General features: G+C 72.2%; 26 protein-coding genes. 3 read left to right on the top strand and 23 right to left on the bottom strand.

Going from position 1 to position 24,695, the window contains the following annotated elements; all coding sequences use genetic code 11:
* Positions 1 to 458: 458 nt before the first annotated feature.
* Positions 459 to 1,748 (bottom strand): tyrosine--tRNA ligase, encoded by a 1,290-nt coding sequence (gene tyrS, locus FS793_RS07005; RefSeq protein ID WP_260980058.1) that lies wholly within the window; start codon positions 1,746 to 1,748, stop codon positions 459 to 461.
* 125 nt (positions 1,749 to 1,873) lie between these two features.
* On the opposite strand from tyrS, the gene FS793_RS07000 reads away from it, so the two are divergent.
* Together FS793_RS07000 and FS793_RS06995 are read left to right on the top strand one after the other, a co-directional pair.
* Positions 1,874 to 2,485, top strand: coding sequence for a hypothetical protein (locus FS793_RS07000; protein ID WP_186329367.1), 612 nt, complete (start codon positions 1,874 to 1,876; stop codon positions 2,483 to 2,485).
* On the top strand, positions 2,478 to 2,993 hold the full coding sequence (locus FS793_RS06995; RefSeq protein WP_260980057.1) for a hypothetical protein: 516 nt from the start codon (positions 2,478 to 2,480) through the stop codon (positions 2,991 to 2,993). Before FS793_RS07000 ends, FS793_RS06995 begins: the two co-directional genes overlap by 8 nt.
* Before the next feature lie 28 nt (positions 2,994 to 3,021).
* Here the strand turns inward: FS793_RS06995 and argH are convergent, their stop codons facing one another.
* The 17 genes from argH to infC all read right to left on the bottom strand — a co-directional run bounded on the left by argH (position 3,022) and on the right by infC (position 20,072).
* Positions 3,022 to 4,422, bottom strand: coding sequence for an argininosuccinate lyase (gene argH / locus FS793_RS06990; protein ID WP_144719687.1), 1,401 nt, complete (start codon positions 4,420 to 4,422; stop codon positions 3,022 to 3,024).
* 9 nt (positions 4,423 to 4,431) lie between these two features.
* Positions 4,432 to 5,613 carry a heparan-alpha-glucosaminide N-acetyltransferase domain-containing protein gene (locus FS793_RS06985; RefSeq protein WP_144719686.1) on the bottom strand — a complete coding sequence of 394 codons (1,182 nt, stop codon included), beginning with the start codon at positions 5,611 to 5,613 and terminating at the stop codon, positions 4,432 to 4,434.
* Between the two features lie 14 nt (positions 5,614 to 5,627).
* Complete coding sequence (gene argF / locus FS793_RS06980) at positions 5,628 to 6,551, bottom strand: ornithine carbamoyltransferase (protein ID WP_144719685.1); 924 nt, start codon at positions 6,549 to 6,551, stop codon at positions 5,628 to 5,630.
* Positions 6,548 to 7,459: an acetylglutamate kinase gene (gene argB, locus FS793_RS06975; protein WP_144719684.1), complete on the bottom strand. Its 912-nt coding sequence runs from the start codon at positions 7,457 to 7,459 to the stop codon at positions 6,548 to 6,550. The genes argF and argB overlap by 4 nt, the downstream gene beginning before the upstream one ends.
* 7 nt (positions 7,460 to 7,466) lie before the next feature.
* Positions 7,467 to 8,624, bottom strand: a complete 1,158-nt coding sequence (gene argJ, locus FS793_RS06970; RefSeq protein ID WP_144719683.1) for a bifunctional glutamate N-acetyltransferase/amino-acid acetyltransferase ArgJ — start codon at positions 8,622 to 8,624, stop codon at positions 7,467 to 7,469.
* Complete coding sequence (argC, locus tag FS793_RS06965; RefSeq protein ID WP_144719682.1) at positions 8,621 to 9,664, bottom strand: N-acetyl-gamma-glutamyl-phosphate reductase; 1,044 nt, start codon at positions 9,662 to 9,664, stop codon at positions 8,621 to 8,623. Before argC ends, argJ begins: the two co-directional genes overlap by 4 nt.
* A 35-nt stretch (positions 9,665 to 9,699) precedes the next feature.
* Positions 9,700 to 10,344, bottom strand: a complete 645-nt coding sequence (locus FS793_RS06960; protein WP_144719681.1) for an SIMPL domain-containing protein — start codon at positions 10,342 to 10,344, stop codon at positions 9,700 to 9,702.
* Positions 10,345 to 10,592: 248 nt separating this feature from the next.
* Complete coding sequence (gene pheT, locus FS793_RS06955) at positions 10,593 to 13,055, bottom strand: phenylalanine--tRNA ligase subunit beta (protein ID WP_144719680.1); 2,463 nt, start codon at positions 13,053 to 13,055, stop codon at positions 10,593 to 10,595.
* Positions 13,055 to 14,089 (bottom strand): phenylalanine--tRNA ligase subunit alpha, encoded by a 1,035-nt coding sequence (gene pheS / locus FS793_RS06950; protein ID WP_144719679.1) that lies wholly within the window; start codon positions 14,087 to 14,089, stop codon positions 13,055 to 13,057. Before pheS ends, pheT begins: the two co-directional genes overlap by 1 nt.
* 57 nt (positions 14,090 to 14,146) lie before the next feature.
* On the bottom strand, positions 14,147 to 15,073 hold the full coding sequence (locus FS793_RS06945) for an amino acid ABC transporter permease (RefSeq protein ID WP_144719678.1): 927 nt from the start codon (positions 15,071 to 15,073) through the stop codon (positions 14,147 to 14,149).
* Positions 15,070 to 15,726 (bottom strand): amino acid ABC transporter permease, encoded by a 657-nt coding sequence (locus tag FS793_RS06940; RefSeq protein WP_144719677.1) that lies wholly within the window; start codon positions 15,724 to 15,726, stop codon positions 15,070 to 15,072. Before FS793_RS06940 ends, FS793_RS06945 begins: the two co-directional genes overlap by 4 nt.
* A gap of 75 nt (positions 15,727 to 15,801) precedes the next feature.
* Positions 15,802 to 16,698 (bottom strand): glutamate ABC transporter substrate-binding protein, encoded by an 897-nt coding sequence (locus FS793_RS06935; RefSeq protein WP_144719676.1) that lies wholly within the window; start codon positions 16,696 to 16,698, stop codon positions 15,802 to 15,804.
* A gap of 45 nt (positions 16,699 to 16,743) precedes the next feature.
* A complete protein-coding gene (locus FS793_RS06930; protein WP_144719675.1) occupies positions 16,744 to 17,481 on the bottom strand; it encodes an amino acid ABC transporter ATP-binding protein in 738 nt (245 codons plus the stop codon).
* Between the two features lie 110 nt (positions 17,482 to 17,591).
* Positions 17,592 to 18,377, bottom strand: a complete 786-nt coding sequence (locus tag FS793_RS06925) for a TrmH family RNA methyltransferase (protein ID WP_144719674.1) — start codon at positions 18,375 to 18,377, stop codon at positions 17,592 to 17,594.
* A gap of 7 nt (positions 18,378 to 18,384) precedes the next feature.
* On the bottom strand, positions 18,385 to 18,771 hold the full coding sequence (rplT, locus tag FS793_RS06920) for a 50S ribosomal protein L20 (protein ID WP_092502021.1): 387 nt from the start codon (positions 18,769 to 18,771) through the stop codon (positions 18,385 to 18,387).
* Between the two features lie 24 nt (positions 18,772 to 18,795).
* Positions 18,796 to 18,990, bottom strand: coding sequence for a 50S ribosomal protein L35 (rpmI, locus tag FS793_RS06915; RefSeq protein ID WP_092502023.1), 195 nt, complete (start codon positions 18,988 to 18,990; stop codon positions 18,796 to 18,798).
* A gap of 8 nt (positions 18,991 to 18,998) precedes the next feature.
* Positions 18,999 to 20,072: a translation initiation factor IF-3 gene (gene infC, locus FS793_RS06910; RefSeq protein ID WP_440130457.1), complete on the bottom strand. Its 1,074-nt coding sequence runs from the start codon at positions 20,070 to 20,072 to the stop codon at positions 18,999 to 19,001.
* A 260-nt stretch (positions 20,073 to 20,332) separates the two neighbouring features.
* On the opposite strand from infC, the gene FS793_RS06905 reads away from it, so the two are divergent.
* The gene (locus FS793_RS06905; protein ID WP_144719672.1) at positions 20,333 to 20,668 is read left to right on the top strand and encodes a DUF1844 domain-containing protein; all 336 of its coding nucleotides are present in this window, start codon (positions 20,333 to 20,335) and stop codon (positions 20,666 to 20,668) included.
* 36 nt (positions 20,669 to 20,704) lie between these two features.
* On the opposite strand, the gene FS793_RS06900 is transcribed toward FS793_RS06905, so the two are convergent.
* From FS793_RS06900 to FS793_RS06880, 5 genes are read right to left on the bottom strand one after another with little or no spacing between them, the layout of a single operon-like run.
* Entirely contained in the window at positions 20,705 to 21,517 is an 813-nt protein-coding gene (locus FS793_RS06900) for an SseB family protein (protein WP_144719671.1), read from the bottom strand.
* Positions 21,514 to 22,263 (bottom strand): bifunctional 1-(5-phosphoribosyl)-5-((5-phosphoribosylamino)methylideneamino)imidazole-4-carboxamide isomerase/phosphoribosylanthranilate isomerase PriA, encoded by a 750-nt coding sequence (priA, locus tag FS793_RS06895; protein ID WP_144719670.1) that lies wholly within the window; start codon positions 22,261 to 22,263, stop codon positions 21,514 to 21,516. The genes FS793_RS06900 and priA overlap by 4 nt, the downstream gene beginning before the upstream one ends.
* Positions 22,264 to 22,301: 38 nt before the next feature.
* Complete coding sequence (hisH, locus tag FS793_RS06890) at positions 22,302 to 22,940, bottom strand: imidazole glycerol phosphate synthase subunit HisH (RefSeq protein ID WP_144719669.1); 639 nt, start codon at positions 22,938 to 22,940, stop codon at positions 22,302 to 22,304.
* Positions 22,937 to 23,542: an imidazoleglycerol-phosphate dehydratase HisB gene (gene hisB / locus FS793_RS06885; RefSeq protein ID WP_186329380.1), complete on the bottom strand. Its 606-nt coding sequence runs from the start codon at positions 23,540 to 23,542 to the stop codon at positions 22,937 to 22,939. Before hisB ends, hisH begins: the two co-directional genes overlap by 4 nt.
* A 1-nt stretch (position 23,543) precedes the next feature.
* Complete coding sequence (locus FS793_RS06880) at positions 23,544 to 24,632, bottom strand: histidinol-phosphate transaminase (protein ID WP_144719667.1); 1,089 nt, start codon at positions 24,630 to 24,632, stop codon at positions 23,544 to 23,546.
* Positions 24,633 to 24,695: the final 63 nt, after the last annotated feature.

Here is a 24,695-nt window from a genome sequence, read left to right as displayed (position 1 = left end):
CCCTCCCGGGATTGCATCGAGGCCCTGCTGTTCGCCACGCGACTCTCCGCGAGATGGCAACCTCTCGAAGGTAGCATCTCGAATCGGCCGGATCAAATCCGGCGTGTCGCTCCCTGTCCCGGTGCGAACCGTGCCAGGAGTGCGACGAGCGTCGAGTGGCTCTCCACCTTACGAGCGGCAGCAGCGAAGTGCAAGACCAGCCGGCCAACTCTGAGTGGAGGTCGTCCCGCTTGAGGTCCTGGCCGCTTCCGGGCCGGGCACCTTTGGGGTGACGAGTTAGAACACTACGGTGCGAACCCGTCCCTCCCCCAAATCGACCGGATCCCGGGCGTGTCGCAGCGGACTCCCAGGTTCGGGATCCGTCGCGGGCACCGGGCATCGCGGACCCGTGCGTGTCCCACGCCGCGGATGCACGAAGGGGCCCCGCGCGATGCGGAGCCCCTTCGGTGCGGATGCGGTCAGCCGGCGTCGACGCCGGCGAGCGTCTTCTTGCCTCGACGCAGCACGGCGAACCTGCCGTGCAGCAGACGACCCTCGAGCGTCGCGGCCTCGTCGTCGATGCGCACGTTGTTCACCGACACCCCGCCCTGGGCGATCGCGCGTCGCGCCTCGGAGAGCGAGTCGACGAGCCCCGACTCCTGCAGGAGCTGCAGCAGCGGCGCGTCGGGGGTCGCGGTCACGAGCTCGAGCGACGAGATCGCCGCCTCGAGGGTGTCGGCCTCGAGCGCGGCGAGGTCGCCGGAGCCGAAGAGCGCCGCCGACGCGTCCATCGCCTGCTGGGTCGCGGACTCCCCGTGCACGTAGGCCGTGACCTCCGCGGCGAGCACCTTCTGCGCCTCGCGACGGAAGGGCGCCTCGGCGACCGCGGTCTCGAGCTCGTCGATGCGCGCCTTCGGCAGGAACGTGAAGGACTTCAGCAGCTGCACCACGATGGCGTCGTCCTGGTTGAGCCAGAACTGGTACATCGCGTACGGGGTCGTCAGCCTCGCGTCGAGCCAGACGGCGTTGCCCTCGCTCTTGCCGAACTTGCGCCCGTCGGGCTCGGTGATGAGCGGCGTGCCGATCGCGTGCACGTGCGCACCCTCGGCCTTCCGGATGAGCTCGGTCCCGGCCGTGAGGTTGCCCCACTGGTCGGAGCCGCCGGTCTGCAGCGTGCAGCCGTACGTGCGGAAGAGCTCGAGGTAGTCCATGCCCTGCAGCACCTGGTAGCTGAACTCGGCGTACGAGATGCCCTCGTCGGAGTCCATGCGCGCGGCGACGGCGTCCTTCTTCAGCATCGTGCCGACGCGGAAGTGCTTGCCGACCTCGCGCAGGAAGTCGACGGTCGAGAGCGGCGCGGTCCAGTCGAGGTTGTTCACGAGGCGCATCGGATTCTCGCCGTCGGTCGCGAGGAATCGCGACACCTGCCCCTGGAGGTACGAGACCCACTCCGCCACGGTCTCGCGCGCATTCAACTGTCGCTCGCTCGTGGGCTTCGGGTCGCCGATCAGGCCGGTGGACCCGCCGACGAGGCCGAGCGGCCGGTGACCCGCCAGCTGCAGACGACGCATCACGACGAGCTGCGCCAGGTTGCCCAGGTGCAGGCTCGGCGCCGTCGGGTCGAAGCCGCAGTAGAAGGTGATGGGCTCGCCGCCGAGCGCGGTGCGCAGCGCATCCGCGTCGGTCGAGACGTGCACCGAGCCGCGATAGACGAGCTCGTCCCACACGGTCTCGAAGGACGTGTCGAGCTGGATGGGCGCGGTCTGCACGTGCTCCAGCGTATCCGTCTCGGACCATCGCGCTGCGCTGAAGATCAAGCCTCCACCCTTGATCGAGGTGAAACAAGCCTGTAGCCTTGCGGAACCGGACGCAAGCCTGAGGACTGGAGGCGACGATGCATCGGATCGTGCTCACGATCGACCGCCGAGGCTCGCGGACGCACGCCGACGACGTCGAGCAGATGCGCGCCGCGCTCACCGACCGATGGGCGCGCGTGCTGCGCTCCCCCATCGCCCGCTTCGCAGGCGACGAGCTGCAGCTCGTGACCGACGACGCCATCGCGGCCGTGCACATCGCCCTCGACCTCACCCGCACGCGCGACTGGAGCGTCGGCGTCGGCGTCGGCGCAGCGACGCTCGCCGACGACCCCGCCGCCTCGACGGGCCCGGCGTTCTTCGCCGCGCGTCGCGCGGTCGAGCGCGCCAAGCCCTCGCCCACCCGACTCGCCGTCGCAGTCGACGATGCGGCCCTCGAACCCGGTGCCGAGGACGTCGAGGCCGTGCTCTGGCTGCTCGTCGCGCTCCGCGACCGCCGATCGAAGGAGGGGTGGGAGGTCGTGGACCTGCTCGAGCGCGTCGCGACGCAGCGCGAGGTCGCCGACGAGCTCGGCATCTCGGCGAGCGCCGTCTCGGCACGCGCCGTCGCCGCGGGCCTCCGCATCGAGTCGGTGGGCGTCGCTACCGTCGAGGGCATGCTCATGAGGCTCACGGGGGGCGCGGATGCGTGACAGGACGCGGATCGCGCTGCACGCGACCGCCTCGATCGGCGGCCTCGTGGTGGTCGGCGGCCTCGTCGCCGCCGGCATCGCCTGGCGTCTCGAGCCCGCATGGCTGCAGGTGCTCGCGGTCGCCGCGATCGCCGCCGCCGGCACCGCGCACGGCGCGAGCGTCGTCACGATCGTCTTCCGGCTCGCCGACCCACCCGCGTCACGACTCGACGCGCCGGGCTCGGAGCCGCGGCAGCAGCCCGACCTCGCTCCCCCGAAGAACTCGATGCGCGGCGGTTGGATGATCGGCGTGCTCGAGCGCGCATCCACGATCCTGGCGATCACCGTCGCCGAGCCGACGATCATCGCCGCGATCGTCGCGATCAAGGCGGTCGGCAGGTTCGGCGAGCTCGCCGGCGACGGTCAGGGCGCTGCGGCCCGCATGCGCGAGCGGTTCCTCGTCGGCTCGCTCGCGAGCCTCACGGTGGCAGGGCTCTGGGGCGTCGCCGCCTGGACGCTCGTGCGGTGAGCGCGACGCCGGACCGGGCGGCGACGCGTCAGGCGTCGAGCGCCGCGAGCCGGTCTCGCAGCGTCGCGAGCTGCGTCGCGACCGCCGACGGCGCCGTGCCGCCGACGCCCGAGCGGCTCGCGATCGCGCCGTCGACGTCGAGCACGGCGCGCACGCCCGCCGTGAGCCGCGGGTCGATCGCTGCGTAGTCGGCGTCGCTCGGCTCGTGCAGCTCGATGCCGCGCTCCTCGCAGTGCTGCACGAGCGCACCGGCGATCTCGTGCGCCTCGCGGAACGGCACGCGCTCGCGCACGAGCCACTCGGCGACGTCGGTCGCGAGCGCGAAGCCCTCGGGAGCGAGCGAGCGCATCCGCGCCTCGTCGAACCTCAGCGTGGCGACGAGACCCGCGAACGCCGGCAGCACGAGGTCGAGCTGGTCGACGATGTCGAAGATGGGCTCCTTGTCCTCCTGCAGGTCGCGGTTGTACGCGAGCGGCAGCGCCTTGAGCGTCGCGAGGAGGCCCGTGAGGTCGCCGAGGATGCGCCCGGCCTTGCCGCGCGCGAGCTCGGCGACGTCGGGGTTCTTCTTCTGCGGCATGATCGACGACCCCGTCGAGAACGCGTCGTGCAGGCGGACGAACCCGAACTCGCGCGTCGACCAGAGGATGATCTCCTCCGACAGGCGCGACACGTTCGTGGCGACGAGGGTGCCGATGAAGGCGAGCTCGGCGACGACGTCGCGCGCGCTCGTCGCGTCGAGCGAGTTCTCGGTGGGGCCCGAGAGCCCGAGCTCACGGGCGACGAGCGCCGGGTCGAGCCCGAGCGACGAGCCGGCGAGAGCGCCCGCGCCGTAGGGCGAGGCGCTCGCGCGCACGCGCCACTCGGCGAGGCGCTCGAGGTCGCGCACGAGCGGCCAGGCGTGGGCGAGCAGGTGGTGCGAGAGCAGCACGGGCTGCGCGTGCTGCAGATGCGTGCGGCCCGGCATCGCCGCGCTCGGGTGCGCCTCGGCCTGCTCGACGAGCGCCGCGATCACGGCGCGCACGCCGCGCTCGACGCGGTTGGATGCCTCGAGCATCCACATGCGCACGAGCGTCGCGATCTGGTCGTTGCGGCTGCGGCCCGCGCGGATGCGGCCGCCGAGGTCGGGGCCCGCGATGGCGATGAGGCCGCGCTCGAGCGCGCCGTGCACGTCCTCGTCGGACGGTGCTGCCACGAACGAGCCGTCTGCGACGCGCGCCGAGAGCTCGTCGAGGGCGGCGTGCATCCGCGTCAGCTCGTCGTCGGTGAGGTGCCCGGCCGCGGCGAGCGCGGTGGCGTGGGCCTTCGAGCCGCGGATGTCGTGCTGCGCGAGACGCCAGTCGAAGTGCGTCGAGCGCGACAGCGCCACGAGCTCCGGACTCGGTCCGTCGGCGAACCGCCCACCCCACAGCGATCCCTCACGCGTTCCCATGCGTCGAGGCTATCGGCCCGCCAGCGCCCTCGAGGACACGTCGCTCGTCGCTCGGGAGACGGCGGAGATCGCCCATTCGAGCGGGCCCTTCGGCAGCAGCGCGCGCCAGACGGTGCAGCCGAGCACGACGCCGACCGAGAGCCGCACCCACGACCACGGATCCATCGAGAAGCCGTCGACCAGCAGGAAGACGAGCGCGTGCGCCGTGTACGCCGTGAGGCTCATCGACCCGACGGCGGCGATCGGGAACAGCACCCAGCGCAGCCATCGCTGCGTCAGCAGGCAGAGCGCGATGACGACGCATGCGACGCCGGCCGAGCCGAGCAGGTCGAACGTCGATCCCGTGTGCCCCTCGGGATCGAGCAGGCTCGCGAGATCGGTGCCCTGCACGCGGCCGCGCCAGCCGGCGAGCAGGAGGTCCTCGATGGGCGCGAGCGCGAGCGGCACGAGGTTCGCGGCGGCGATCGCGACGACGCCCGCGCCGAGGATGACGAGCTGCACGCGCCACCGCTCGATGTGCGCCCGGCCGATCGCCATGCCGACGAGCGTGTAGCCGAACCACGTGAGCGCCGGATAGAAGCCCGTGAGCGCGAGCTCGACGATCGCGGTGTCGACCATGTGCGCGTCGCGCAGGCCATCGATGAGCAGCACGCGCACCTGCGGCATCACCAGGATCCAGCCGATGCCGAGCGACGCGAGGCCCCACCACGGCATCCGCAGGAACGGGAGGCTCATCGCGAAGAACAGCGCGTAGAACTCGATGATGACGACGAGCTCGGTGCCGAGCGAGACGATGACGCCGCCGACGGCGAAGATGAGGGCGGCGCGCACGAGGATGCGCATGCGTGCCTGCAGCAGCGGCACGCCGTCGGGAATGCTCGTGCGGCCGGCGATGATCGCCACGGCGACGCCCGCGAGCACCGCGAACGTCGCCGAGGCGTTGCCCCATGCGAGCTCGCTCCACGTGTCGGGCTCGAGCCAGTGGAACTCGAAGGCGATGACGCCCGTGTGCACGGCGAACATGCCGAGCACCGCGAGGCCGCGGGCGACGTCGAGGCCGATGACGCGGCCGCCGGAGCCGACGAGCTCGCGCAGCCGGCGCACGATCCAGGGGCGCCGCGGCTGCTCCGCGGGGGCGGTCGGCGGGCCGACGACCGCCGATCGTGGCTGTGCAGGTGCCTCCGTCGCCACCCGCGCTTCCACCGTCAGTCCTGCTCGAGGAGCCAGGCCAGCAGCGCCTTCTGGGCGTGGAGGCGGTTCTCGGCCTCGTCCCAGATGACCGACTGCGGGCCGTCGATGACCTCCGCCTCGACCTCGAAGCCACGGTCGGCGGGCAGGCAGTGCAGGAAGATCGCGTCGCCCTTCGCCTTCGCCATGAGCTCGCGCGTGACCTGGTAGCCCGCGAACGCCTCGAGACGCGCGGCCTTCTGGTCCTCGCGACCCATCGACACCCACGTGTCGGTCACGACGACGTCGGCGTCGGCCATCGCCTCGGCAGGGTCGGACAGCAGCGTGATCGAGCCGCCCGTCGTCGCTGCGATGCGGATGGCGTCGTCGACGATCGCGCGACGCGGACCGTAGGCGACGGGATGCGCGACGCGCAGGTGGATGCCGGCGGTCGCGCACGCGAGCAGGTACGAGTGCACCATGTTGTCGCCGCCGTCGCCGACGAAGGCGACCGTGAGCCCCTGCAGGCTGCCCTTGTGCTCGCGGATCGTGAGCAGGTCGGCGAGCAGCTGGCACGGGTGGAAGTCGTCGCTCAGCGCGTTGACGACCGGCACGGTCGTGCCGGCGGCCATCTCCTCCAGCCCCGACTGCGCGTACGTGCGCCACGCGATCGCCGCGACCTGGCGCTCGAGCACGCGAGCGGTGTCGCTCGCGGTCTCCTTGCCGCCGAGCTGGCTCGACGCCGTCGAGATCACGAGGGGCACGCCGCCGAGGTCGGCGATGCCGACCGCGAACGAGACGCGCGTGCGCGTCGACGACTTGTCGAAGATCACGGCGACCGTCTGCGGGCCATCGAGCGGACGCTCGGCGAACCGATCGGCCTTCATGCGCTCGGCGCGGTCGAGGATCGCGGCCTGCTCGGCAGGGCTCAGGTCGTCGTCGCGCAGCAGATGGCGGGTCATGCGTGTCCTTCGTGGTCGGGGTGGACCTCCGTGCCGGAGCCGGAGTCCGTGAAGATCTCGAGCAGCACGGCGTGCGGCTCGCGTCCGTCGACGATCGCCGCCTTCGCGACGCCGCCCTCGACGGCGTCGAGGCACGCCTGCATCTTGGGGATCATGCCGCTCGCGAGGCTCGGCAGCAGCGTGCGCAGCTCGGCGACGGCGATCGACGAGACGAGCGAGCTCGTGTCGGGCCAATCGCGATACAGCCCGGCGACGTCGGTGAGCACGACGAGCTTCTCGGCGCCCAACGCGATCGCGAGCGCCGCGGCGGCGGCGTCGGCGTTGACGTTGAGCGACTCCCCCGGCCGGTCGCGATCGGGCGCGACCGACGAGACCACGGGGATGACGTCGTCGTCGAGCAGACGCTGCACCGCACGCGGATCGACGGCGACGACGTCGCCGACGTGGCCGAGGTCGAACTCCTCGCCATCGACGACGACGCCGCGGCGCACCGCCTGGAAGAGTCCCGCATCCTCGCCCGAGAGGCTCGCGGCGTGCGGGCCGTGCTCGTTGACGAGCGACACGAGCGTGCGCGACACCTCGCCCGTGAGCACCATGCGCACGACCTTCATCGCCTCGGCGCTCGTCACGCGGTAGCCGCCGACGAACTCGCTCGCGATGCCGTGGCGCTCGAGCTCCGCGGAGATCTGCGGGCCGCCGCCGTGCACGACGACGGGCTTGATGCCCACGTGGTGCAGGTACACGACGTCCTGCGCGAACGAGCGCTGCAGGTCCTCGTTCACCATGGCGTTGCCGCCGTACTTGATGACCATCGTCGCGCCGCGGAAGCGCTGCAGCCACGGCAGCGACTCGATGAGGGTCGCGGCCTTGGCGGCAGCGGGCGCGGTGGTGTCGTCGTGCGTCGTCATGCTCGCCTCAGCTCGCGTAGGCGGAGTTCTCGTGCACGTAGTCGTGCGTGAGGTCGTTCGTGCGGATCGTCGCAGCGGCGTCGCCGACGCGCAGGTCGACGAGGATGCGCGTGGCGCGGGGCGCGAGGTCGACCTCCTCGCGCGGACGGTCGGGGCCGCCGGCGTGGCAGACCCGCACGCCGTTGAACGACACGTCGACGTCGTACGGATCGAACGCGGCGTCGGTCGTGCCGATCGCGGCGAGCACGCGCCCCCAGTTGGGGTCGTTGCCGAAGATCGCGGCCTTGAAGAGGTTGTTGCGCGCGATGGAGCGGCCGACGACGACGGCCTCGTCCTCGCTCGCGGCGCCCACGACCTCGATCGCGATGTCGTGGCTCGCGCCTTCGGCGTCGCCCTGCAGGCGCGCGGCGAGGTCGTCGCTCGCCGCCGTGACGGCGGCGGCGAGGTCGTCGGCGGTCGGCGTGACGCCGGATGCGCCCGATGCGAGCAGCACGACGGTGTCGTTCGTCGACATGCAGCCGTCGGAGTCGAGGCGGTCGAAGGTCACGCGAGTGGCGGCGCGCAGCGCGGCGTCGAGCGTCGCGGCGTCGGCGACGGCGTCGGTCGTGAGCACGACGAGCATCGTCGCGAGGCCCGGCGCGAGCATGCCCGCGCCCTTGGCCATGCCGCCGACGCTCCAGCCGTCGCGCTCGACGTGCACCTGCTTCGCGACCGAGTCGGTCGTCATGATCGCGTGCGCCGCGTCCTCGCCGCCCTCGGTCGACAGCGCAGCGGCCGCATCCGTCATCCCCTGCAGCACGCCGGCACGGAACGTCTCGTCGCCGACGCCGATGAGGCCCGTCGAGCACACGACGACGTCCTGCGCGTCGAGCGCCAGGAGCCCGGCGACGCGCTCGGCCGTCTGGTGGGTCGTCTGGAACCCGAACGAGCCCGTGAAGCAGTTCGCGCCGCCCGAGTTGAGCGCGACGGCGCGGGCGCGACCGTCGGCGATCGCCTGCTCGCTCCAGAGGATGGGGTTCGCCTTGGCGCGGTTCGACGTGAAGACCGCCGCGGCGGCGTCGAGCGGACCGTCGTTGACGACGAGCGCGACGTCGCGCGCCCCCGACGACTTGAGGCCGGCGACGACGCCGGCGGCGCGGAAGCCCTGCGGCGCCGTGACGCTCACGGGGCGACGCCGTCGGTCGAGAGCCCCAGGTGCTCGTCGAGGCCCAGGGCGATGTTCGCCGACTGGATCGCGGCGCCCGCCGTGCCCTTGCCGAGGTTGTCGATCGCGCACACGACGACGATGCGGCCGGCGCGCTCGTCGACCGTGACGCCCATGACGGCCGAGTTCGACCCGACGACGTCGCTCACGCGCGGCGTCTCGCCGTGCGGCAGCACGTGCACGTAGCGCTCGTCGGCGTACGCGGAGTGCCACGCCGACAGCACGTCGTCGACGCTCGTGCCCTCGGTGAGCGGCGCGGTGACGGTCGCGAGGATGCCCCGCGCCATCGGCACGAGCACGGGCGTGAACGAGATGCGCACCTCGTCGGCGCCCGCCGCGCGCAGGTTCTGCTCGATCTCGGGGATGTGCCGGTGGGTGCCGCCGACGGCGTAGGCCTGCGCGTTGCCGAGCAGCTCGGATGCGAGGAGGTGCGGCTTGAGCGCACGGCCGGCGCCGCTGGGGCCGACCGCGAGCACGGCGACGACGTCGGTCGCATCCACGAGCCCCGCCTGCACGCCCGGTGCGAGCGCGAGCGTCACGGCGGTCACGTTGCATCCGGGCACGGCGATGCGGCGCACGCCGCGCAGGTTGCGGCGCTGCAGCGCGTCGCCGACGGGCAGCTCGGGCATGCCGTACGGCCAGGCGCCGCCCCAGCCGTCGCCGTAGAACGCCTGCCAGTCGGCCTCGCTCGTCAGGCGATGGTCGGCGCCGCAGTCGACGACGAGCACGTCGTCGGGCAGCTCGGCAGCGATCGCCGCGGACTGGCCGTGCGGCAGCGCGAGGAAGACCACGTCGTGACCCTGCAGCTGCGCGGCGGTCGTCTCGACGAACGAGAGACCGGCGAGGGATCGGAGGTGCGGGTGGACGGCGAGGAGCGGCTGACCGGCGTTCGAGTGCGCCGTGACGGTCGCGACCTCGAGCTCCGGGTGCTGGGCCAGCAGGCGCAGCAGCTCGCCACCGGCGTAGCCGCTCGCACCCGCCACGGCGACGGAGACAGACATGCTCCCCAGGCTACTCGTGAGGACGTGCGCCGCCGTCACGCCTGGAAGTCGACGCGCACCTCGCTCGTGACCTCGATGTCGCTGCCCTCGAGCGCGATCGACGTGTCGGCGGCGGCGGAGCCCCGCATCATGGCCCCCATCGGCTGCGCCTTGAACTGCATGGGCTCGTCGGCGGCGCCCTCGCGAATGCTCGCGACGCGCGGCGACGACAGGCCGGCGGCGGAGGCGAAGTCGACGGCCTTGCGCTGGGCGTCGGCGATCGCCTCGGCGCGGGCCTTCGAGCCGAGCTCGTGGCTCGTCGCGTCCGAGAGCGACCACTGGATGCCACCGACCTGGTGCACCGGGCGGGTCGCGACCGCGCCGATCCACGTGCCGAGCGCCTCGAAGTCGACGAACGTCACGTGCACGCTCGCGGCTGCGTCGAACACGAGGTCGCGGCGCTTGCCGTCGCCGACCCACTGCTCGTGGTGGCTCACCCACACGCGGTCGGCGTGCCAGCGCTCGGCCTGCCCGCCATCGACGAAGGCGCGCGCCTGCGCGGCGATCGCGGCGTGCGCCTCGGAGACGACGCGGATCGCCTCCTCGGGGTGGGCTGCGCGGTGCTGCGTCTGCACGACGACGGTCGCACGCTCTGCGGGGGCGCGCTCGACGCCGAAGCCGGACACGGTGATCTGGGTCATGGCCCGGATGCTACTCGCGGGATCCGTGCGAGCCCGTGGAAGCGACTGGTCACTCGTGGTCACGACTGGTCACTGGCGGCGATGACTGGTCGCTCGTTGCCACGACTGGTCACTGGTGGCGATGACTGGTCACTCGTTGTCGCGACTGGTCGCTGCTGGCGGTGACTGGTCGCTCGTTGCCACGACTGGTCGCTCGTGGGAACCACGAGCGACCAGTCGGTCACCACGAGCGACCAGTCGACCTCGCGTCAGTCTCGCAGCGTCGCGCCCGTGCGCTCGGTGGCGAGGGCGAGACCCGCGAGCTTCGCCTCCGTCGCCTGCGCCGCCGTGAGCGTGCGCTCCGCGTCGCGGAACCGCAGCGCGAACGTCAGCGACTTCGCGCCATCGAGGTCGCCGCCGCGGAAGTCGTCGACGAGCGCGACGTGCTCGAGCAGGTCGCCGGCGCCCTCGCGCACGGCGGCGAGCACGTCGCCGGCGGGCACGGCAGCGTCGACGACGACCGAGAGATCCTGCGTCGCCGCGGGCGTCGCGCCGATCACCGCGGTGTCGAGGCTCACGCGCGCGGAGGCGACGAGCGCGTCGAGATCGAGCTCGACGACCGCGACCTGACGCGGCAGGTCGGCGTCGGCCGCGAGCGACGGCAGCAGCTCGCCCGCGACGCCCACGACCGTCTCGCCCAGCAGCACCTCGGCCGTGCGGCCCGGGTGCAGCCAGTCGCGCTGAGCCTGGCGCACGTCCACGGCGAGGCCGAGCGTGCGGGCCACGCGGCGCGCGACGTCGATGGCGTCGGCGACGCCGTACGCCTCGCGTGCCTGGCCGGGCTGCTTCGCGACGCGCGCGCCGAGCAGCAGCGCGCCGACGTGGCGCGGCTGCGTCGGCAGCGCGTCGAGCGTCGCGAGCACGTCGGCGTCCGGGCGCGCGGCGCCGACGGGCACGGCGTCCGTGCCGTGGTCGCCCTCGACGCGGAAGATCGCGCCGATCTCGAACAGGGCGAGGTCGGTGAGGCCGCGGCCCGCGTTGCGCTGCGCGGTCTCGACGAGGCCGGGCACGAGCGACGTGCGCAGGAACGGGCGGCGCTCGTCGAGCGGGTTCGTGAGGCGCACGGGCTCCGCACCCACGCGGCGCGCATCCGCCTCCGCCTGGAACGGTGCGACGAGCACCTCGGTGAGCCCGCTGGCCGCGAGGGCGTTCGCGACGTTCCGGCGCAGGCGCTGCGGCCGCGTGAGGCCGCTGCCCGACGGCGGCGACGGCAGCACCGAGGGGATGCGGTCGTAGCCGACGACGCGAGCCGCCTCCTCGACGAGGTCGACGCGCTCGGTGATGTCGGGGCGCCACGTCGGCGGCGTCACGCGCCAGGTGGTGCCCTCGCCCGCGTCGACGGTGGCGCCGATGCGCACGAGCGCGTCGCGCGTCTCGTCGTCGCTGTAGTCGGCGCCCGTGACGCGCGAGGCGTCCTGCGGCGCGAACGCGATCGACGGCTGCGCGGGCACGTCGCCCACCGAGGTGCCGAGCGGGTCGGCGGTGCCGCCTGCGAGCTCGACGAGCAGGTCGACGACGCGCTGCGCCGCGACGGCCTGCAGCGCCGGGTCGACGCCGCGCTCGAAGCGCTTCGACGCCTCGCTCCACAGGCGGTGCCGGCGAGCGGTGCGCGCGATCGAGACGCCGTGGAACCACGCCGCCTCGACGAGCACGTCGGTCGTGCGCTCCGACATCTCGGTGCGGTTGCCGCCCATGACGCCCGCGAGCCCGACGGGGCCCATGTCGTCGCAGATCAGCAGATCCTCGTGCGACAGCGTGCGCGTGACGTCGTCGAGCGTGACGATCGTCTCGCCCGCGGTCGCCCGCCGCACGGTGATGCCGCCCTGCAGCAGGTCGAGGTCGTAGCCGTGGATGGGCTGGCCGAGCTCGAGCATCACGTAGTTCGTGATGTCGACGGCGAGCGAGATCGGGCGCATGCCGGCGAGCGTGAGGCGCTGCTGCATCCATCGCGGCGTCGCACGCGTGGCGTCGATGCCGCGCACGGCGCGCGCGACGAAGCGACCGCAGCCGACGACGCCGCGGATGGGCGCGTCGTCGGCGATCGTCACGGGGAAGCCCGTGCCCTCGCCTGCCTGGATCGCGGCGGGGTCGCGGAACGCCCAGCCGGTCGAGAGCGCGAGCTCGCGCGCCATGCCGCGGATCGACAGCACGTAGCCGCGGTCGGGCGTGACGTTGACCTCGACCGCGACGTCGTCGAGGCCGAGCAGCGCGAGCGCGTCGTCGCCGGGCGTCGCCTCGTAGCCCTTCGCGTTCAGGCGCAGGATGCCGTCGTGGTCGTCGCCGAGGCCGAGCTCGCGCTCGGAGGCGATCATGCCGTCGGACACGTGGCCGTACGTCTTGCGCGCCGAGATCTCGAAGCCGCCGGGCAGCACGGCGCCGGGCAGCGACACGACGACGAGGTCGTCGACGAGGAAGTTGCCCGCGCCGCAGACGATGCCGCGAGGCTCGGCCTCGCCGACGTCGACCTGCACCCAGCGGATGGTCTTGCCGTTCTTGTGCTCCTCGGCCTCGAACGACAGCACGCGGCCGACGACGAGCGGACCCGTGACGTCGCCGCCGTGCAGCGCCTCCTCCTCGAGGCCGACGCGCACGAGCGCGGCGTGGACGTCGTCGCCCGTCGTGCCCGCGGGGACGTCGACGTGCTCGGCGAGCCAGGACATGGGGGCGCGCATCAGATGACCATCCCGAACTGCTCGGAGAAGCGGACGTCGCCCTCGATCATGTCGCGCATGTCGTCGAGCTGGTAGCGGAACTGGAGGGTGCGCTCGATGCCCATGCCGAAGGCGAAGCCCGAGTAGCGATCGGGATCGACGCCAGCCGACCGCAGCACGTTCGGGTGCACCATGCCGCAGCCGCCCCACTCGACCCAGCGGGGGCCGCCGCGCATCCCGGGGTGCCACACGTCCATCTCGGCGCTCGGCTCGGTGAACGGGAAGTGGTTGGGGCGCAGGCGGATGCGCGCCTCCTCGCCGAACATCTGGCGGGCGAGGTGCTCGAGCGTGCCGCGCAGGTGGGCCATCGTGATGCCCTCGTCGACGGCGAGGCCCTCGATCTGCGTGAAGACCGGCAGGTGCGTCGCGTCGATCTCGTCGGTGCGGTAGGTGCGGCCGGGGGCGACGACGTAGACGGGCAGGTCGCGCGTGAGCAGCGAGCGAACCTGCACGGGGCTCGTCTGCGTGCGCAGGACGAGGTGCTTCGAGGCGGGCTCGACGTAGAACGTGTCGGACTCGCCGCGCGCCGGATGGTCGGGGTCGACGTTCAGGGCGTCGAAGTTGTACCACTCGTGCTCGAGCTCGGGCCCCTCCGCCACCTCCCAGCCCATGCCGGTGAAGATGTCGGCCATCTCGTCCATGAGCATGGTGAGCGGATGCCGCGAGCCGGGCCGCTGGCGCGTCGCCAGCGCCGTGACGTCGACCGTCTCCGCCTGCAGGCGCGCCTGCTCCTCGGCCACGGCGAGCTCGCCCGTGCGGGCGTCGATCGCCTGACCCACGCGACCGCGCGCCTGCCCGATGGCGGTGCCGGCCTCCTTGCGCAGCTCGGGGGCGAGGTCGCGCAGCGAGCCGTTGAGCGAGGCGAGCTCGCTCCCCTGGCCGTTGTGCGCGGTCTTGGCGGCTTGCAGCTCGGCGACGGTGGTCGCGGCGGCGATGGCCTCGAGCGCGGCCGTCACGGCGGCCTCGAGCCTCGTCGTCAGATCGGGGTTGGACACAGTCGTCCATCGTATCCGCGGCGCGCCCGGGGGCGCGCCGCGGAGGTGGGCGGATGCCTACACGGGCGGGGCGCCGCTGCCCTGCTGGTGTCCGCCCTGGATCGCGATGAGCTTCGTCGTCGACGTCTCGCCGACGGCGTTCGCCTTCTTCGACCGCGTGCTGCCGCCCGACTTCGGGCCTCGGCTCAGACGGCGCTCGACGACGATCGCGAGCCACGAGAGCAGGATGCACAGCGCGATGTAGATGGCGCCGATGACGATGGTCGAGGGGATGATCGGGCGGTCGAGCGTCGCGGCGCTGCCGAGGCGGCGCGCGATGAAGAGCAGCTCCTCGTAGGTGACGACGACGCCGAGCGCCGTGTCCTTCAGCGCGACGACGAGCTGCGCGATGATGACGGGCAGCATGGCCCGGATGGCCTGCGGCAGCAGGATGAGGCGCATGACGCCCGACTTGCGCAGGCCGATGGCGTAGCCCGCCTCGCCCTGGCCGTTCGGCAGCGACTCGACGCCGGCGCGGATGACCTCGGCGAGCACCGAGCCGTTGTAGGCGATGAGGGCGATCGTCACGGCCTGGAACGGCGTCAGCCGCACGCCGAGGTCGGGCAGCGCGTAGTAGAGCAGCAGCATGAAGACGAGCACGGGCACGGCGCGCAGCAGCTCGGTGACGATGGCTGCCGGCACGCGGATGGCGCGGTGGTTCGACATGCGGGCGATCGCGAGCACGAACGCGAGCACGAGGGCGCCGATCGCGGCGACGACGAACGCGGACAGCGTGTTGAGGAGGCCCCCGATGATCTGCTCCCAGATGCCCTGGTAGCCGAACGCCTCCCACTTCGACGCTTCGAACTGACCCGTCTGGAACAGCCGCACCACGACCCAGGCGAAGATCGCCGCGACGACGACGATCGTGACGACGCCGAGCGTCGCGTTGCGTGCGCGGGCCTTGGGCCCGGGGACGTCGTAGAGGACGGACGTCTGGCTCATCGGGCGACCTTCCAACGACGCTCGAGCACCTGCTGCAGCCACGACAGCAGCAGCACGAGCACGATGAAGAACAGGGCCACCCACAGCAGCACGTCGAGCGAGTTCTCGCCTCGCTCGGAGAGGGTGCTGCGGATGGATCCGAGGTTGATGACGGCGCTGGCGAACGTCGCGGCGACGGTGGTGTTCTTGAGCAGGGCGATGAGCACGCTCATCATGGGCGGCACGACCGCGCGCGCCGCCTGCGGCAGCACGACCGAGGTCATCACCTGCGAGAAGGTGAGGCCGACGGCGCGAGCCGCCTCCGCCTGACCGACGGGCACGGTGTTGATGCCCGAGCGCAGCGTCTCGGCGACGTAGGTGGCCGTGTAGATGCCGAGCGCGAGGATGCCCAGCAGCATGAGGTCGATGCGTGCTCCGAGGATCACGGGCACGGCGAACACGAAGACGAAGAACACGAGCGTCAGGGGCGTGTTGCGGATCGTGTTGACGTACGCGGTGCCCACGGCACGCGCGATCGGCACAGGCGACACGCGCATGGCGCCGACCACGAAGCCGAGCACCAGCGCCAGGGCGCCACTGGCGAAGAAGAGCGTCAGCGTGCCCAGCACGGCGTCTCGCCACAGCTCCCAGTTGTCGGTCAGCGCACCGAGCATGGCGGTCTCCCGGGGTTCGAGGGTGGATGGATGCACGGTGCGGCGGCGGGTCTCCCCGCCGCCGCACGTGGGTGATCAGTAGCGGTCGACCTCGGGCTGCGTGCCCTCGACGCCCGAGTCACCGAGGTTGGCGTCGTAGATCGCCTGCCAGGTGTCGGGGTCGTTCTCGAAGAGGTCGTTGATGAAGGTGCGCAGCGCGTCGTCGCCCAGCGGCAGGCCGACGCCGTAGCGCTCCTCGCTGAACGGCTCGCCGACGACCTGGAGGTTGTCGGGGTCCTGTGCGGCATAGCCGATGAGGATCGCCTCGTCGGTCGTGACCGCGTCGACCTGGTCGTTGAGCAGACCCTCGACGCACTCCGAGTACGTCGCGAACTCCTGCGTCGGGACGTCCGGGTAGTTGTCGCGGATGTTCTGGATCGGCGTCGAGCCGGTGACGGAGCACACGATCGTGTCGGCGTTCAGGTCGTCGACGCTCGCGATGTCGGAGTCGGTGCCGACGAGGAGGCCCTGGCCGGTGACGAAGTACGGGCCGGCGAAGTCGATCTGCTCCTTGCGGGAGTCCGTGATCGAGTAGGTGCCGACGTAGTAGTCGATGTCGCCGTTCACGATCGCCTGCTCGCGGTTCGCCGAGGGGATCGACTGGAACGTGATCTCGTCCTCCGAGAAGCCGAGCGAGGCGGCGATCCAGCGGGCGATGTCGACGTCGAAGCCGGTGCGGTCGCCCGTGACGGGGTCGAGGTAGCCGAGACCGGGCTGGTCCTCCTTGACGCCGATCGTGATGCCGCCGGCCTCGACCATGGCGTCGTACGTGGGCGAGCCCTCGAGGTCGACGTTCTCCGCGACCTCGTACAGGGGCGCGTCGCCCTCGTCGCCCGAGCCTCCGGGGTTGTCGGGGGTGCCCGAGGCACAGCCGACGAGCATCGCCGCGGCTGCCGTGAGGGCGAGCACGGACGTGGTGCGAGTCATGCGCATGACGTCTCTCCTTGCGTTTCGTGGTGAAGGGTCTGTGGGGTGGTGTCAGTGCGTGATGAGCTTGGAGAGGAAGTCCTTCGCACGATCCGTCTCCGGGTTCGTGAAGAACTCCTCGGGCGTGCGGTCCTCGAGCACCTCGCCGTCGGCCATGAACACGACGCGGTCGGCGGCCTTGCGGGCGAAGCCCATCTCGTGGGTGACGACGATCATCGTCATGCCGTCCTTCGCGAGGCCGATCATGACGTCGAGCACCTCGTTGATCATCTCGGGGTCGAGCGCCGAGGTGGGCTCGTCGAAGAGCATGACCTTGGGCTTCATCGCGAGGGCCCGCGCGATCGCGACGCGCTGCTGCTGACCGCCCGAGAGCTGCGCGGGGTACTTCGAGGCCTGGTGCGCGACGCCGACGCGGTCGAGCAGCGCCATCGCGTCCTCCTCGGCCTGCTTGCGCGCGACCTTGCGCACCTTGATGGGGCCGAGCGTGACGTTCTCGAGGATCGTCATGTGCGCGAAGAGGTTGAACGACTGGAAGACCATGCCGACGTCGGAGCGCAGGGCCGCGAGGCCCTTGCCCTCCTTCGGCAGCGTCTTGCCGTCGATGCGGATGTCGCCCGACGTGATCGTCTCGAGGCGGTTGATCGTGCGGCACAGGGTCGACTTGCCAGAGCCCGACGGGCCGATGACGACGACGACCTGGCCCTTGTCGACCGTGAGGTTGATGTCCTTGAGCGCGTGGAAGTCGCCGTAGTGCTTCTCGACGCGCTCGATCTCGACCAGAGGCTGCATGGCTCCAGTCAAGCGCAACCCGTGTGACGCTCATGTTTCGTCACGGCGATCGTCACCGAAAGGTTATGGCGACGACCGAGGTACCTCGATCGTCGCCATCACCAGGGCCATCAGGCGTCGGCGTGCGCGATCGCCGACTGGTAGAGGCACACCGACGCCGCCGTCGCGAGGTTCAGCGACTCCGCGCGGCCGTAGATGGGCACGCGCACGGGCAGGTCCGCGAGGGCGAGCGTCGCGTCGTCGAGTCCGCGCGCCTCGTTGCCGAAGAGCCAGGCCGTCGGCTGCGCGAGCCGCGAGCGCACCGGCGGCGCCGTGAGCTCGTCCCCCGAGACGTCGGCGGCGAGCACCTGCAGGCCGGCCTGCCGCGCGGCGAGCACGGCATCCTCGGTGCTCGCACCCACCGCGTGGCGGATGTGCAGGATCGATCCCGTCGTCGCGCGCACGACCTTCGGGTTGTACGGATCGACGCTCGAGCGCGTCACCACGACGGCGTCGGCGCCCGCCGCATCCGCGACGCGCAGGATCGTGCCGAGGTTGCCGGGGTCCTGCACCTCGTGGAGGATCGCGACGAGCGAGGCGCCCTCGAGCGCGGCGTCGAGCGCCATCGGCTGCTGCCTGCACATGGCGACGACGCCCTGCGGGCGCACGGTGTCGCTCATCGCGGCGAGCGCCCGCTCCCCCACGAGCTCGAGCGCGTCGCCCAGGGCGGCGGCGAGGTCGGGGTGGCGGTCGACGAACGGCTGGGTCGCGAACGCCTCGACCACGGCATCCGCCGCGATCGCCTCGCGCAGCGCGTTCGGGCCCTCCAACAGGAACAGCCCGGTCTCCGACCGGGCTGCTCGCTGCTGGAGTCTCGCTGCCGCACGCACTCGCTCGTGGCGCGGAGACTCGATCAAGAGGTGACTACTCGGCGCTCTTGGCAGCCGACGTGTCGGCGGGCAGCGCCGCCTTCGCCGTCTCGACGAGCGACGCGAACGTCGCGGGCTCGTTGACCGCGAGGTCGGCGAGGATGCGACGGTCGACCTCGACGCCAGCCAGGTTCAGACCCTGGATGAGGCGGTTGTACGTGAGGCCGTTCTGACGCGACGCGGCGTTGATGCGCTGGATCCAGAGGCGACGGAACTCGCCCTTCTTGGCGCGACGGTCGCGGTACGCGTAGACGAGGGAGTGGGTGACCTGCTCCTTCGCCTTGCGGTAGAGGCGCGACCGCTGGCCGCGGTAGCCCTCTGCGCGCTCGAGGATGACCCGACGCTTCTTGTGGGCGTTGACTGCCCGCTTGACACGTGCCATTGCTGTTCTCCTACGTTCCTACGCTCAGCGACCGAGCAGCTTCTTGATGACCTTGGCGTCCGCGGGCGCCAGGACCTTGTCCTTGTTGAGGCGGCGCGTCTGGACCGACGACTTCACCTCGAGGTTGTGGCGCATGCCGGCCTGCTGCTTGCGGATCTTGCCGCTGCCGGTGACCTTGAAGCGCTTCTTCGCACCGGAGTGCGTCTTCTGCTTGGGCATGGATGCTCCTACTTCGATGCGGGCTTGGCGGCAGGGGATGCCGGCTTGGCCGCGGGCTTGGCGGCAGCGGGCGCTGCCGGCTTGGCCGCGGGACCTGCGGGCTTCGCAGGAGACGCGGCGGGCTTCTTGGGCGCTGCCTTCTCAGGCGCGGGGGCGTCGGCAGCCGGGGCCGCGGACGGGGCGGACGCGGGCTTCGCGCCGAGCATGCGGGCAGCGGCGGATGCGGCGACGCCCGGACGGGCGGCGGGCACCTGCGGTGCGCTCGAGCCGGAGCCCGAGCCCTGACGCGGCGGACGCGAGTCGCTGCGCGGCTCGCGCGGCTCCCTCGACTCGGAGCGCTCGCGGTCGTCGCGGTCGCGACGCGGCGGACGGTCGTCGCGGTCGCGGTCACGACCGCCACGCGACGGACGCTGCGAGGCCTGCTGGTTCGCCAGGCGAGCTGCGCGCGTCTCGCGCACGGGCTCGATGACGCGCGCGGGACGCGACGCCTCGATCTCGGCCTGGTGGGCCGCCTGCTCCTCGGCAGCGAGACGACGCTTCTCCTGCTCCGCCTCGCGGATCACCTGACGCGCCGCGTTCTGCTCGGCCTTCGCGTCGCTCTTCGAGCGCAGCGGGCCGACGACCATCGTCATGTTGCGGCCGTCCTGCGTCGGACGGTTCTCGACGACGCCCCACTCGGCGATGTCCTCCGCGAACCGCTGCAGCAGGCGCACGCCCATCTCGGGACGCGACTGCTCGCGACCGCGGAACAGGATCATGGCCTTGACCTTGTCGCCATCCTGCAGGAAGCCCTCGGCGCGCTTGCGCTTCGTCTCGTAGTCGTGCTCGTCGATCTTCAGACGGAAGCGGACCTCCTTGAGGACCGTGTTCGCCTGGTTGCGTCGGGCCTCCTTGGCCTTCTGCGCCTGCTCGTACTTGAACTTGCCGAAGTCCATGATCTTCGCGACGGGCGGACGCGCCTCGGGGGCGACCTCGACGAGATCGAGGTCCGCCTCGCGAGCGAGACGCAGCGCGGCGTCGACGCTCACGATGCCCACCTGCTCCCCGCCGGGGCCGACGAGTCGGACTTCGGGGACGCGGATGCGCTCGTTGGTACGGGGATCGCTGATGTGATGCTCCTGGTGCAGTCGAAATCGATGGCACGGACGAGGAGCCTTCGGAACGCGTCAGCGTTCCGGCTCGGCACCCGCGGCCGTCACCGGCGGGGCGCCTGGACCCGGTAGCCTGACATGCGGCTGCGGGTGGGAGAGACTCCACTTCCATGAGCCTGGGCGAGCCCAGACCAACCGCCAGCATAGCAGAGGCCCGTGATCACGGGCCAGCAGCATGAAGGGGACGATCGGTGCAGGACGACGACCTGACCCGCGACATCGCAGAGGTGCCCGCGGTCGAGCTCATCAACACGGTGGCCATCCACCTCCTGAGCGCGGCTGCGGTGAAGCTCGGGCTCGGCGATGGCCCCGGGGCCGAGACCGAGGTCGACCTCGACGAGGCGCGCAAGCTCATCAACGCGCTCGCCGGCCTCGTGACCGCTGCGGCGCCCGAGATCGGGGGCGTGCACGCCGCTCCCCTGCGCGACGGCCTGCGCTCGGTGCAGCTCGCGTTCCGCGAGGCCTCGACGATCGCCGACGCGCCCGGCAAGGGCCCCGGCGAGAAGTTCACCGGCTCCGTCGTCTGAGCCGGGGCCGCCCTGCGGCCTCTCGGCGTACGGGCGTCAGCGCGCGCGGTAGACCGCGACGTGCGGGCCCGTCGCGATCCGCGTCGGCTGCGTCAGCCAGACGACCTCGATCGCGACGTCGGTCACGGCGTCCTGCCACGACGCGCGTCGGGCGCCGATCGCGGCGACCGCACGCTCGAACGCCGCCTGCACCGCCTGCCGGTCGACGCCGGGCGACGCCACGGCGCGCACCTCGAGCTCGCGGCCGGCGAGGCTCGCGGTCGGATCGGCGTCGGCCAGTGCGACCGCCTCGACGCCCTCGACGCGCAGCAGCGGTCCCACGATCTCGGCCTGCACGACCGGATGCTCGTGCGGCGGCATCCACGGATCTCCCGTGAGCAGCGCCACGAGCGCGCTGCGGCGCAGCACGATCTGCGTCGGCGAGCCCGGATCGATCACGATGCGACCCGCGTCCTCGAGCGCCGCCGCCGCGCAGCGCTCGATCGACGCCGGCACGGGGCGTGCGTCGGGGCGCCAGGCGCGCATCGCGTCGGCGCTCGACGTCATCGGCAGGATCGGCGCACCGTCCGGTCCCGCGACCGCGACGATCGACAGCTCCTGGCTCTTGTCGACCGTGCGTCCGTCGACCGTCTCGGTGTCGCCGGCCTCGGCGACGAGCGGCACGAGCAGGCGCGAGCCGCGCAGCGCGTCGACGACGACCGCGATGCTCGCCGCGCCGTCGCGCACGGCCGCCGCGGCCGCGAGGAACGCCGGCGGCGCGCTGCCGTCGTCGTCGGCGTAGGCCGTGTCGTGGTGCTGGAACGTGCGGCCGACCCACGGCCGCCCGGCGGAGTCGCCCCGGTTCGTCACTTCCCGGCGACGTCGAGCGCCGCGGCGAGCGTGAAGCTGCCCGCGTAGAGGGCCTTGCCCACGATGGCTCCCTCGATGCCGATCGGCACGAGCTCGCGCAGCGCGGCGATGTCGTCGAGGCTCGAGACGCCGCCCGAGGCGACGATCGGGCGATCGGTGCGCTCGGCGATCTGCTGCAGCAGCGCGACGTTCGGGCCGTTGAGCATGCCGTCCTTCGTGACGTCGGTCACGACGTAGCGGCTGCAGCCGGCCTCCTCGAGGCGATCCAGCACCTCCCACAGGTCGCCCGAGTCCTGCGTCCAGCCGCGCGCCGCGAGCGTCGTGCCGCGCACGTCGAGCCCGACGGCGATCTGGTCGCCGTACTCGGCGATGACGTGGGCGGTCCACTCGGGGTTCTCGAGGGCCGCGGTGCCGAGGTTGATGCGCTTGGCCCCCGTCTCGAGCGCCGCCTCGAGCGAGCGGTCGTCGCGGATGCCGCCCGACAGCTCGATCTGGGCGTCGCCCTTCACGGCCTTGATGACCTTCTTGATCGCACCGCGGTTCTCGCCGCGGCCGAAGGCGGCGTCGAGGTCGACGAGGTGGATCCACTCCGCACCCTGGCGCGTCCAGTCGAGCGCGGCGTCGACGGGGCTGCCGAACGACTGCTCCGTGCCGGCCTTCCCCTGCGTGAGCCGCACGGCCTTGCCGCCCGCGACGTCGACGGCGGGGAGCAGCGTCAGGTGGGGTGCCTGGGAGAAGTCGGTCATGGCTCGCTTTCTTCGGGTCGGTGCGACGGACGAGGATGCTACTCGCTGCGCAGCGTGCCGACCCAGTTCGTCAGCAGGCGGGCGCCCGCCTCCCCCGACTTCTCGGGGTGGAACTGCGTCGCGCACAGGGGGCCGTTCTCGACGGCGGCGAGGAACCGCTCGCCGTGCTCGGCCCAGGTCGTGATGGGGCGCTGGATGCGCGGGTGGGGATCGATGAGCCACTCGGTGGCGGCGTACGAGTGCACGAAGTAGAAGCGCTCGTGCTCGATGCCGGCGAAGAGCCTCGAGCCCTCGCCAGCATCCACGGTGTTCCAGCCCATGTGGGGCAGGACGTCGGCCTCGAGCCTGCGCACCGTGCCGGGCCACTCGGCGAGCGCCTCGGTCTCCTCTGCGCCCTCGAGCCCGCGCTCGAAGAGCACCTGCATGCCCACGCAGATGCCGAGGACGGGACGGCCGCCCGCGAGACGACGGCCGATGAGCTCGCCGCCGCGCACGGCGTCGATGCCCGCCATGCACGAGGCGATCGAGCCCACGCCGGGCACGACGAGGCCGTCGGCCTCCATGATCGTCGCGCGGTCGGCGGTCAGCGTCACGTGCGCCCCCGCGGCCTCGAGGGCCTTGGCGGCGGAGTGCACGTTGCCCATGCCGTAGTCGAGCAGCGCGACGGAGGGAGTCAGAGCGCCCCCTTGGTGGAGGGGATGCCCGTGACGCGCGGATCGGGCTCGACCGCGACGCGGAGCGCGCGGGCGAGCGCCTTGAACTCGGCCTCGGCGACGTGGTGCGGGTCGCGGCCGCCGAGGACCTCGACGTGGCAGGTGATGCGGGCGTTGAAGGCGATGGCCTCGAGCACGTGGCGCACGAGCGAGCCCGTGAAGTGCCCGCCGATGCGGTGGAGCTCGAACCCGGCGGGCTCGCCGGAGTGCACGAGGAACGGGCGGCCCGACAGGTCGACGACCGCCCGCGCGAGCGCCTCGTCGAGCGGCACGGTCGCGTCGCCGTAGCGGCGGATGCCGGACTTGTCGCCGAGCGCCTCGCCGAGCGCGAGCCCGAAGGCGATCGCGGTGTCCTCGACCGTGTGGTGGGCATCGATGTCGGTGTCGCCCGTCGCCACGACCTTCAGGTCGATGAGCGAGTGCTTCGACAGCGCCGTGAGCATGTGGTCGTAGAACGGCACGGTGGTCGAGATCTCGCTCGTGCCGGTGCCGTCGAGGTTCAGCTCGAGCTCGATGGAGGACTCGCTCGTCGTGCGAACGATGCGTGCAGTGCGCATGGTCTCGATCCTACGGTCGTGCGGAGGGCGCGAAGCGCGCCACGGAGGCGAGGAAGGCGGCGGTCTCGGCGGGGGTGCCCGCCGTGACGCGCAGCGTGTGCGGGATGCCGACGTCGCGGACGAGCACGCCGTCGGCGAGCATCCCCTCGAACGCGGCGTGCGGATCGGCGAGCCCCGCGAACAGCACGAAGTTCGCGTCCGACGCGTAGGGCTCGAAGCCCATCGCGCCGAGCTCGGCGACGATGCGGTCGCGCTGCACGCGCAGCTCGTCGACGCGCGCGAGCATCGTCGACGCGTGGCGCAGCGCGGCGAGCGCCGCCGCCTGCGTGAGTGCGGAGAGGTGGTACGGCAGGCGCACGAGGCGCAGCGCGTCGACGACGGCGGGGTCGGCGGCGAGGTAGCCGACGCGCACGCCCGCGTACGCGAACGCCTTGCTCATCGTGCGCGACACGATGAGGCGCTCGAACCGAGGCAGCAGCGCGAGCGCGGTCTGCGAGCGGTCGTGCGCGAACTCCGCGTAGGCCTCGTCGACGAGCACCATCCCGCGCGCCGCCTCGCATGCCGCCTCGATGACGTCGAGCGGCACTGCGGTGCCCGTGGGGTTGTTGGGTGCGCAGAGGAAGACGACGTCGGGGTCGTGCCGTTCGATCGCGGCGACGACGGTCGCGGCGTCGAGCGTGAAGTCGTCGGCGCGCGGCTCGGCGACGTACGTCGCGCCCACGCCCTGGGCGAGCAGCGGGTACATCGAGTAGGTCGGCGCGAACGACAGGAGCGAGCGGCCAGGGCCGCCGAAGGCCTGCAGCACGTGCTGCAGCACCTCGTTCGAGCCGTTCGCCGCCCAGATGGACGCGGCGCTCAGGCCGTGGCCGAGGTAGTCGGCGAACGCCTCCCGCAGCTCGGTGAACTCGCGGTCCGGGTAGCGATGCACGCCGGCGATCGCATCGCGCACCGACGCGACGACGTCGTCGATCACGACGTCGGCGATGGGGAACGCGTTCTCGTTGACGTTGAGCCGCACGGGCACGTCGAGCTGCGGCGCCCCGTAGGGCACGCGGCCGACGAGGTCGTCGCGGAGCGGGAGGTCGTCGAGCGAAGCCACCCGACCAGCCTAGGCGCGGCCGCGTGCCGCAGACGACGAGCGCCTCGCCCGTGACGGGCGAGG

It is taken from the genome of Agrococcus jejuensis (assembly GCF_007679035.1).
GTDB classification, from domain to species: Bacteria; Actinomycetota; Actinomycetes; order Actinomycetales; family Microbacteriaceae; genus Agrococcus; species Agrococcus jejuensis_A.
The sequence above is the reverse complement of the archived record's forward strand: the minus strand, read 5'-3'. Positions and strand labels throughout refer to the sequence as shown.

Bases quoted from the DNA above. Each gene is read 5' to 3' on its own strand.
- FS793_RS06960 (WP_144719681.1), bottom strand. From the start codon at position 10,344: ATGACCCAGATCACCGTGTCCGGCTTCGGCGTCGAGCGCGCCCCCGCA.
- FS793_RS06945 (WP_144719678.1), bottom strand. From the start codon at position 15,073: ATGAGCCAGACGTCCGTCCTCTACGACGTCCCCGGGCCCAAGGCCCGC.
- FS793_RS06940 (WP_144719677.1), bottom strand. From the start codon at position 15,726: ATGCTCGGTGCGCTGACCGACAACTGGGAGCTGTGGCGAGACGCCGTG.
- argF (WP_144719685.1), bottom strand. From the start codon at position 6,551: ATGACCCGCCATCTGCTGCGCGACGACGACCTGAGCCCTGCCGAGCAG.
- FS793_RS07000 (WP_186329367.1), top strand. From the start codon at position 1,874: ATGCATCGGATCGTGCTCACGATCGACCGCCGAGGCTCGCGGACGCAC.
- pheT (WP_144719680.1), bottom strand. From the start codon at position 13,055: ATGCGCGCCCCCATGTCCTGGCTCGCCGAGCACGTCGACGTCCCCGCG.
- argH (WP_144719687.1), bottom strand. From the start codon at position 4,422: ATGGGAACGCGTGAGGGATCGCTGTGGGGTGGGCGGTTCGCCGACGGA.
- FS793_RS06930 (WP_144719675.1), bottom strand. From the start codon at position 17,481: ATGCAGCCTCTGGTCGAGATCGAGCGCGTCGAGAAGCACTACGGCGAC.
- argB (WP_144719684.1), bottom strand. From the start codon at position 7,459: ATGACGACGCACGACGACACCACCGCGCCCGCTGCCGCCAAGGCCGCG.
- rpmI (WP_092502023.1), bottom strand. From the start codon at position 18,990: ATGCCCAAGCAGAAGACGCACTCCGGTGCGAAGAAGCGCTTCAAGGTC.
- FS793_RS06935 (WP_144719676.1), bottom strand. From the start codon at position 16,698: ATGCGCATGACTCGCACCACGTCCGTGCTCGCCCTCACGGCAGCCGCG.
- rplT (WP_092502021.1), bottom strand. From the start codon at position 18,771: ATGGCACGTGTCAAGCGGGCAGTCAACGCCCACAAGAAGCGTCGGGTC.
- priA (WP_144719670.1), bottom strand. From the start codon at position 22,263: ATGACCGACTTCTCCCAGGCACCCCACCTGACGCTGCTCCCCGCCGTC.
- FS793_RS06995 (WP_260980057.1), top strand. From the start codon at position 2,478: ATGCGTGACAGGACGCGGATCGCGCTGCACGCGACCGCCTCGATCGGC.
- argC (WP_144719682.1), bottom strand. From the start codon at position 9,664: ATGTCTGTCTCCGTCGCCGTGGCGGGTGCGAGCGGCTACGCCGGTGGC.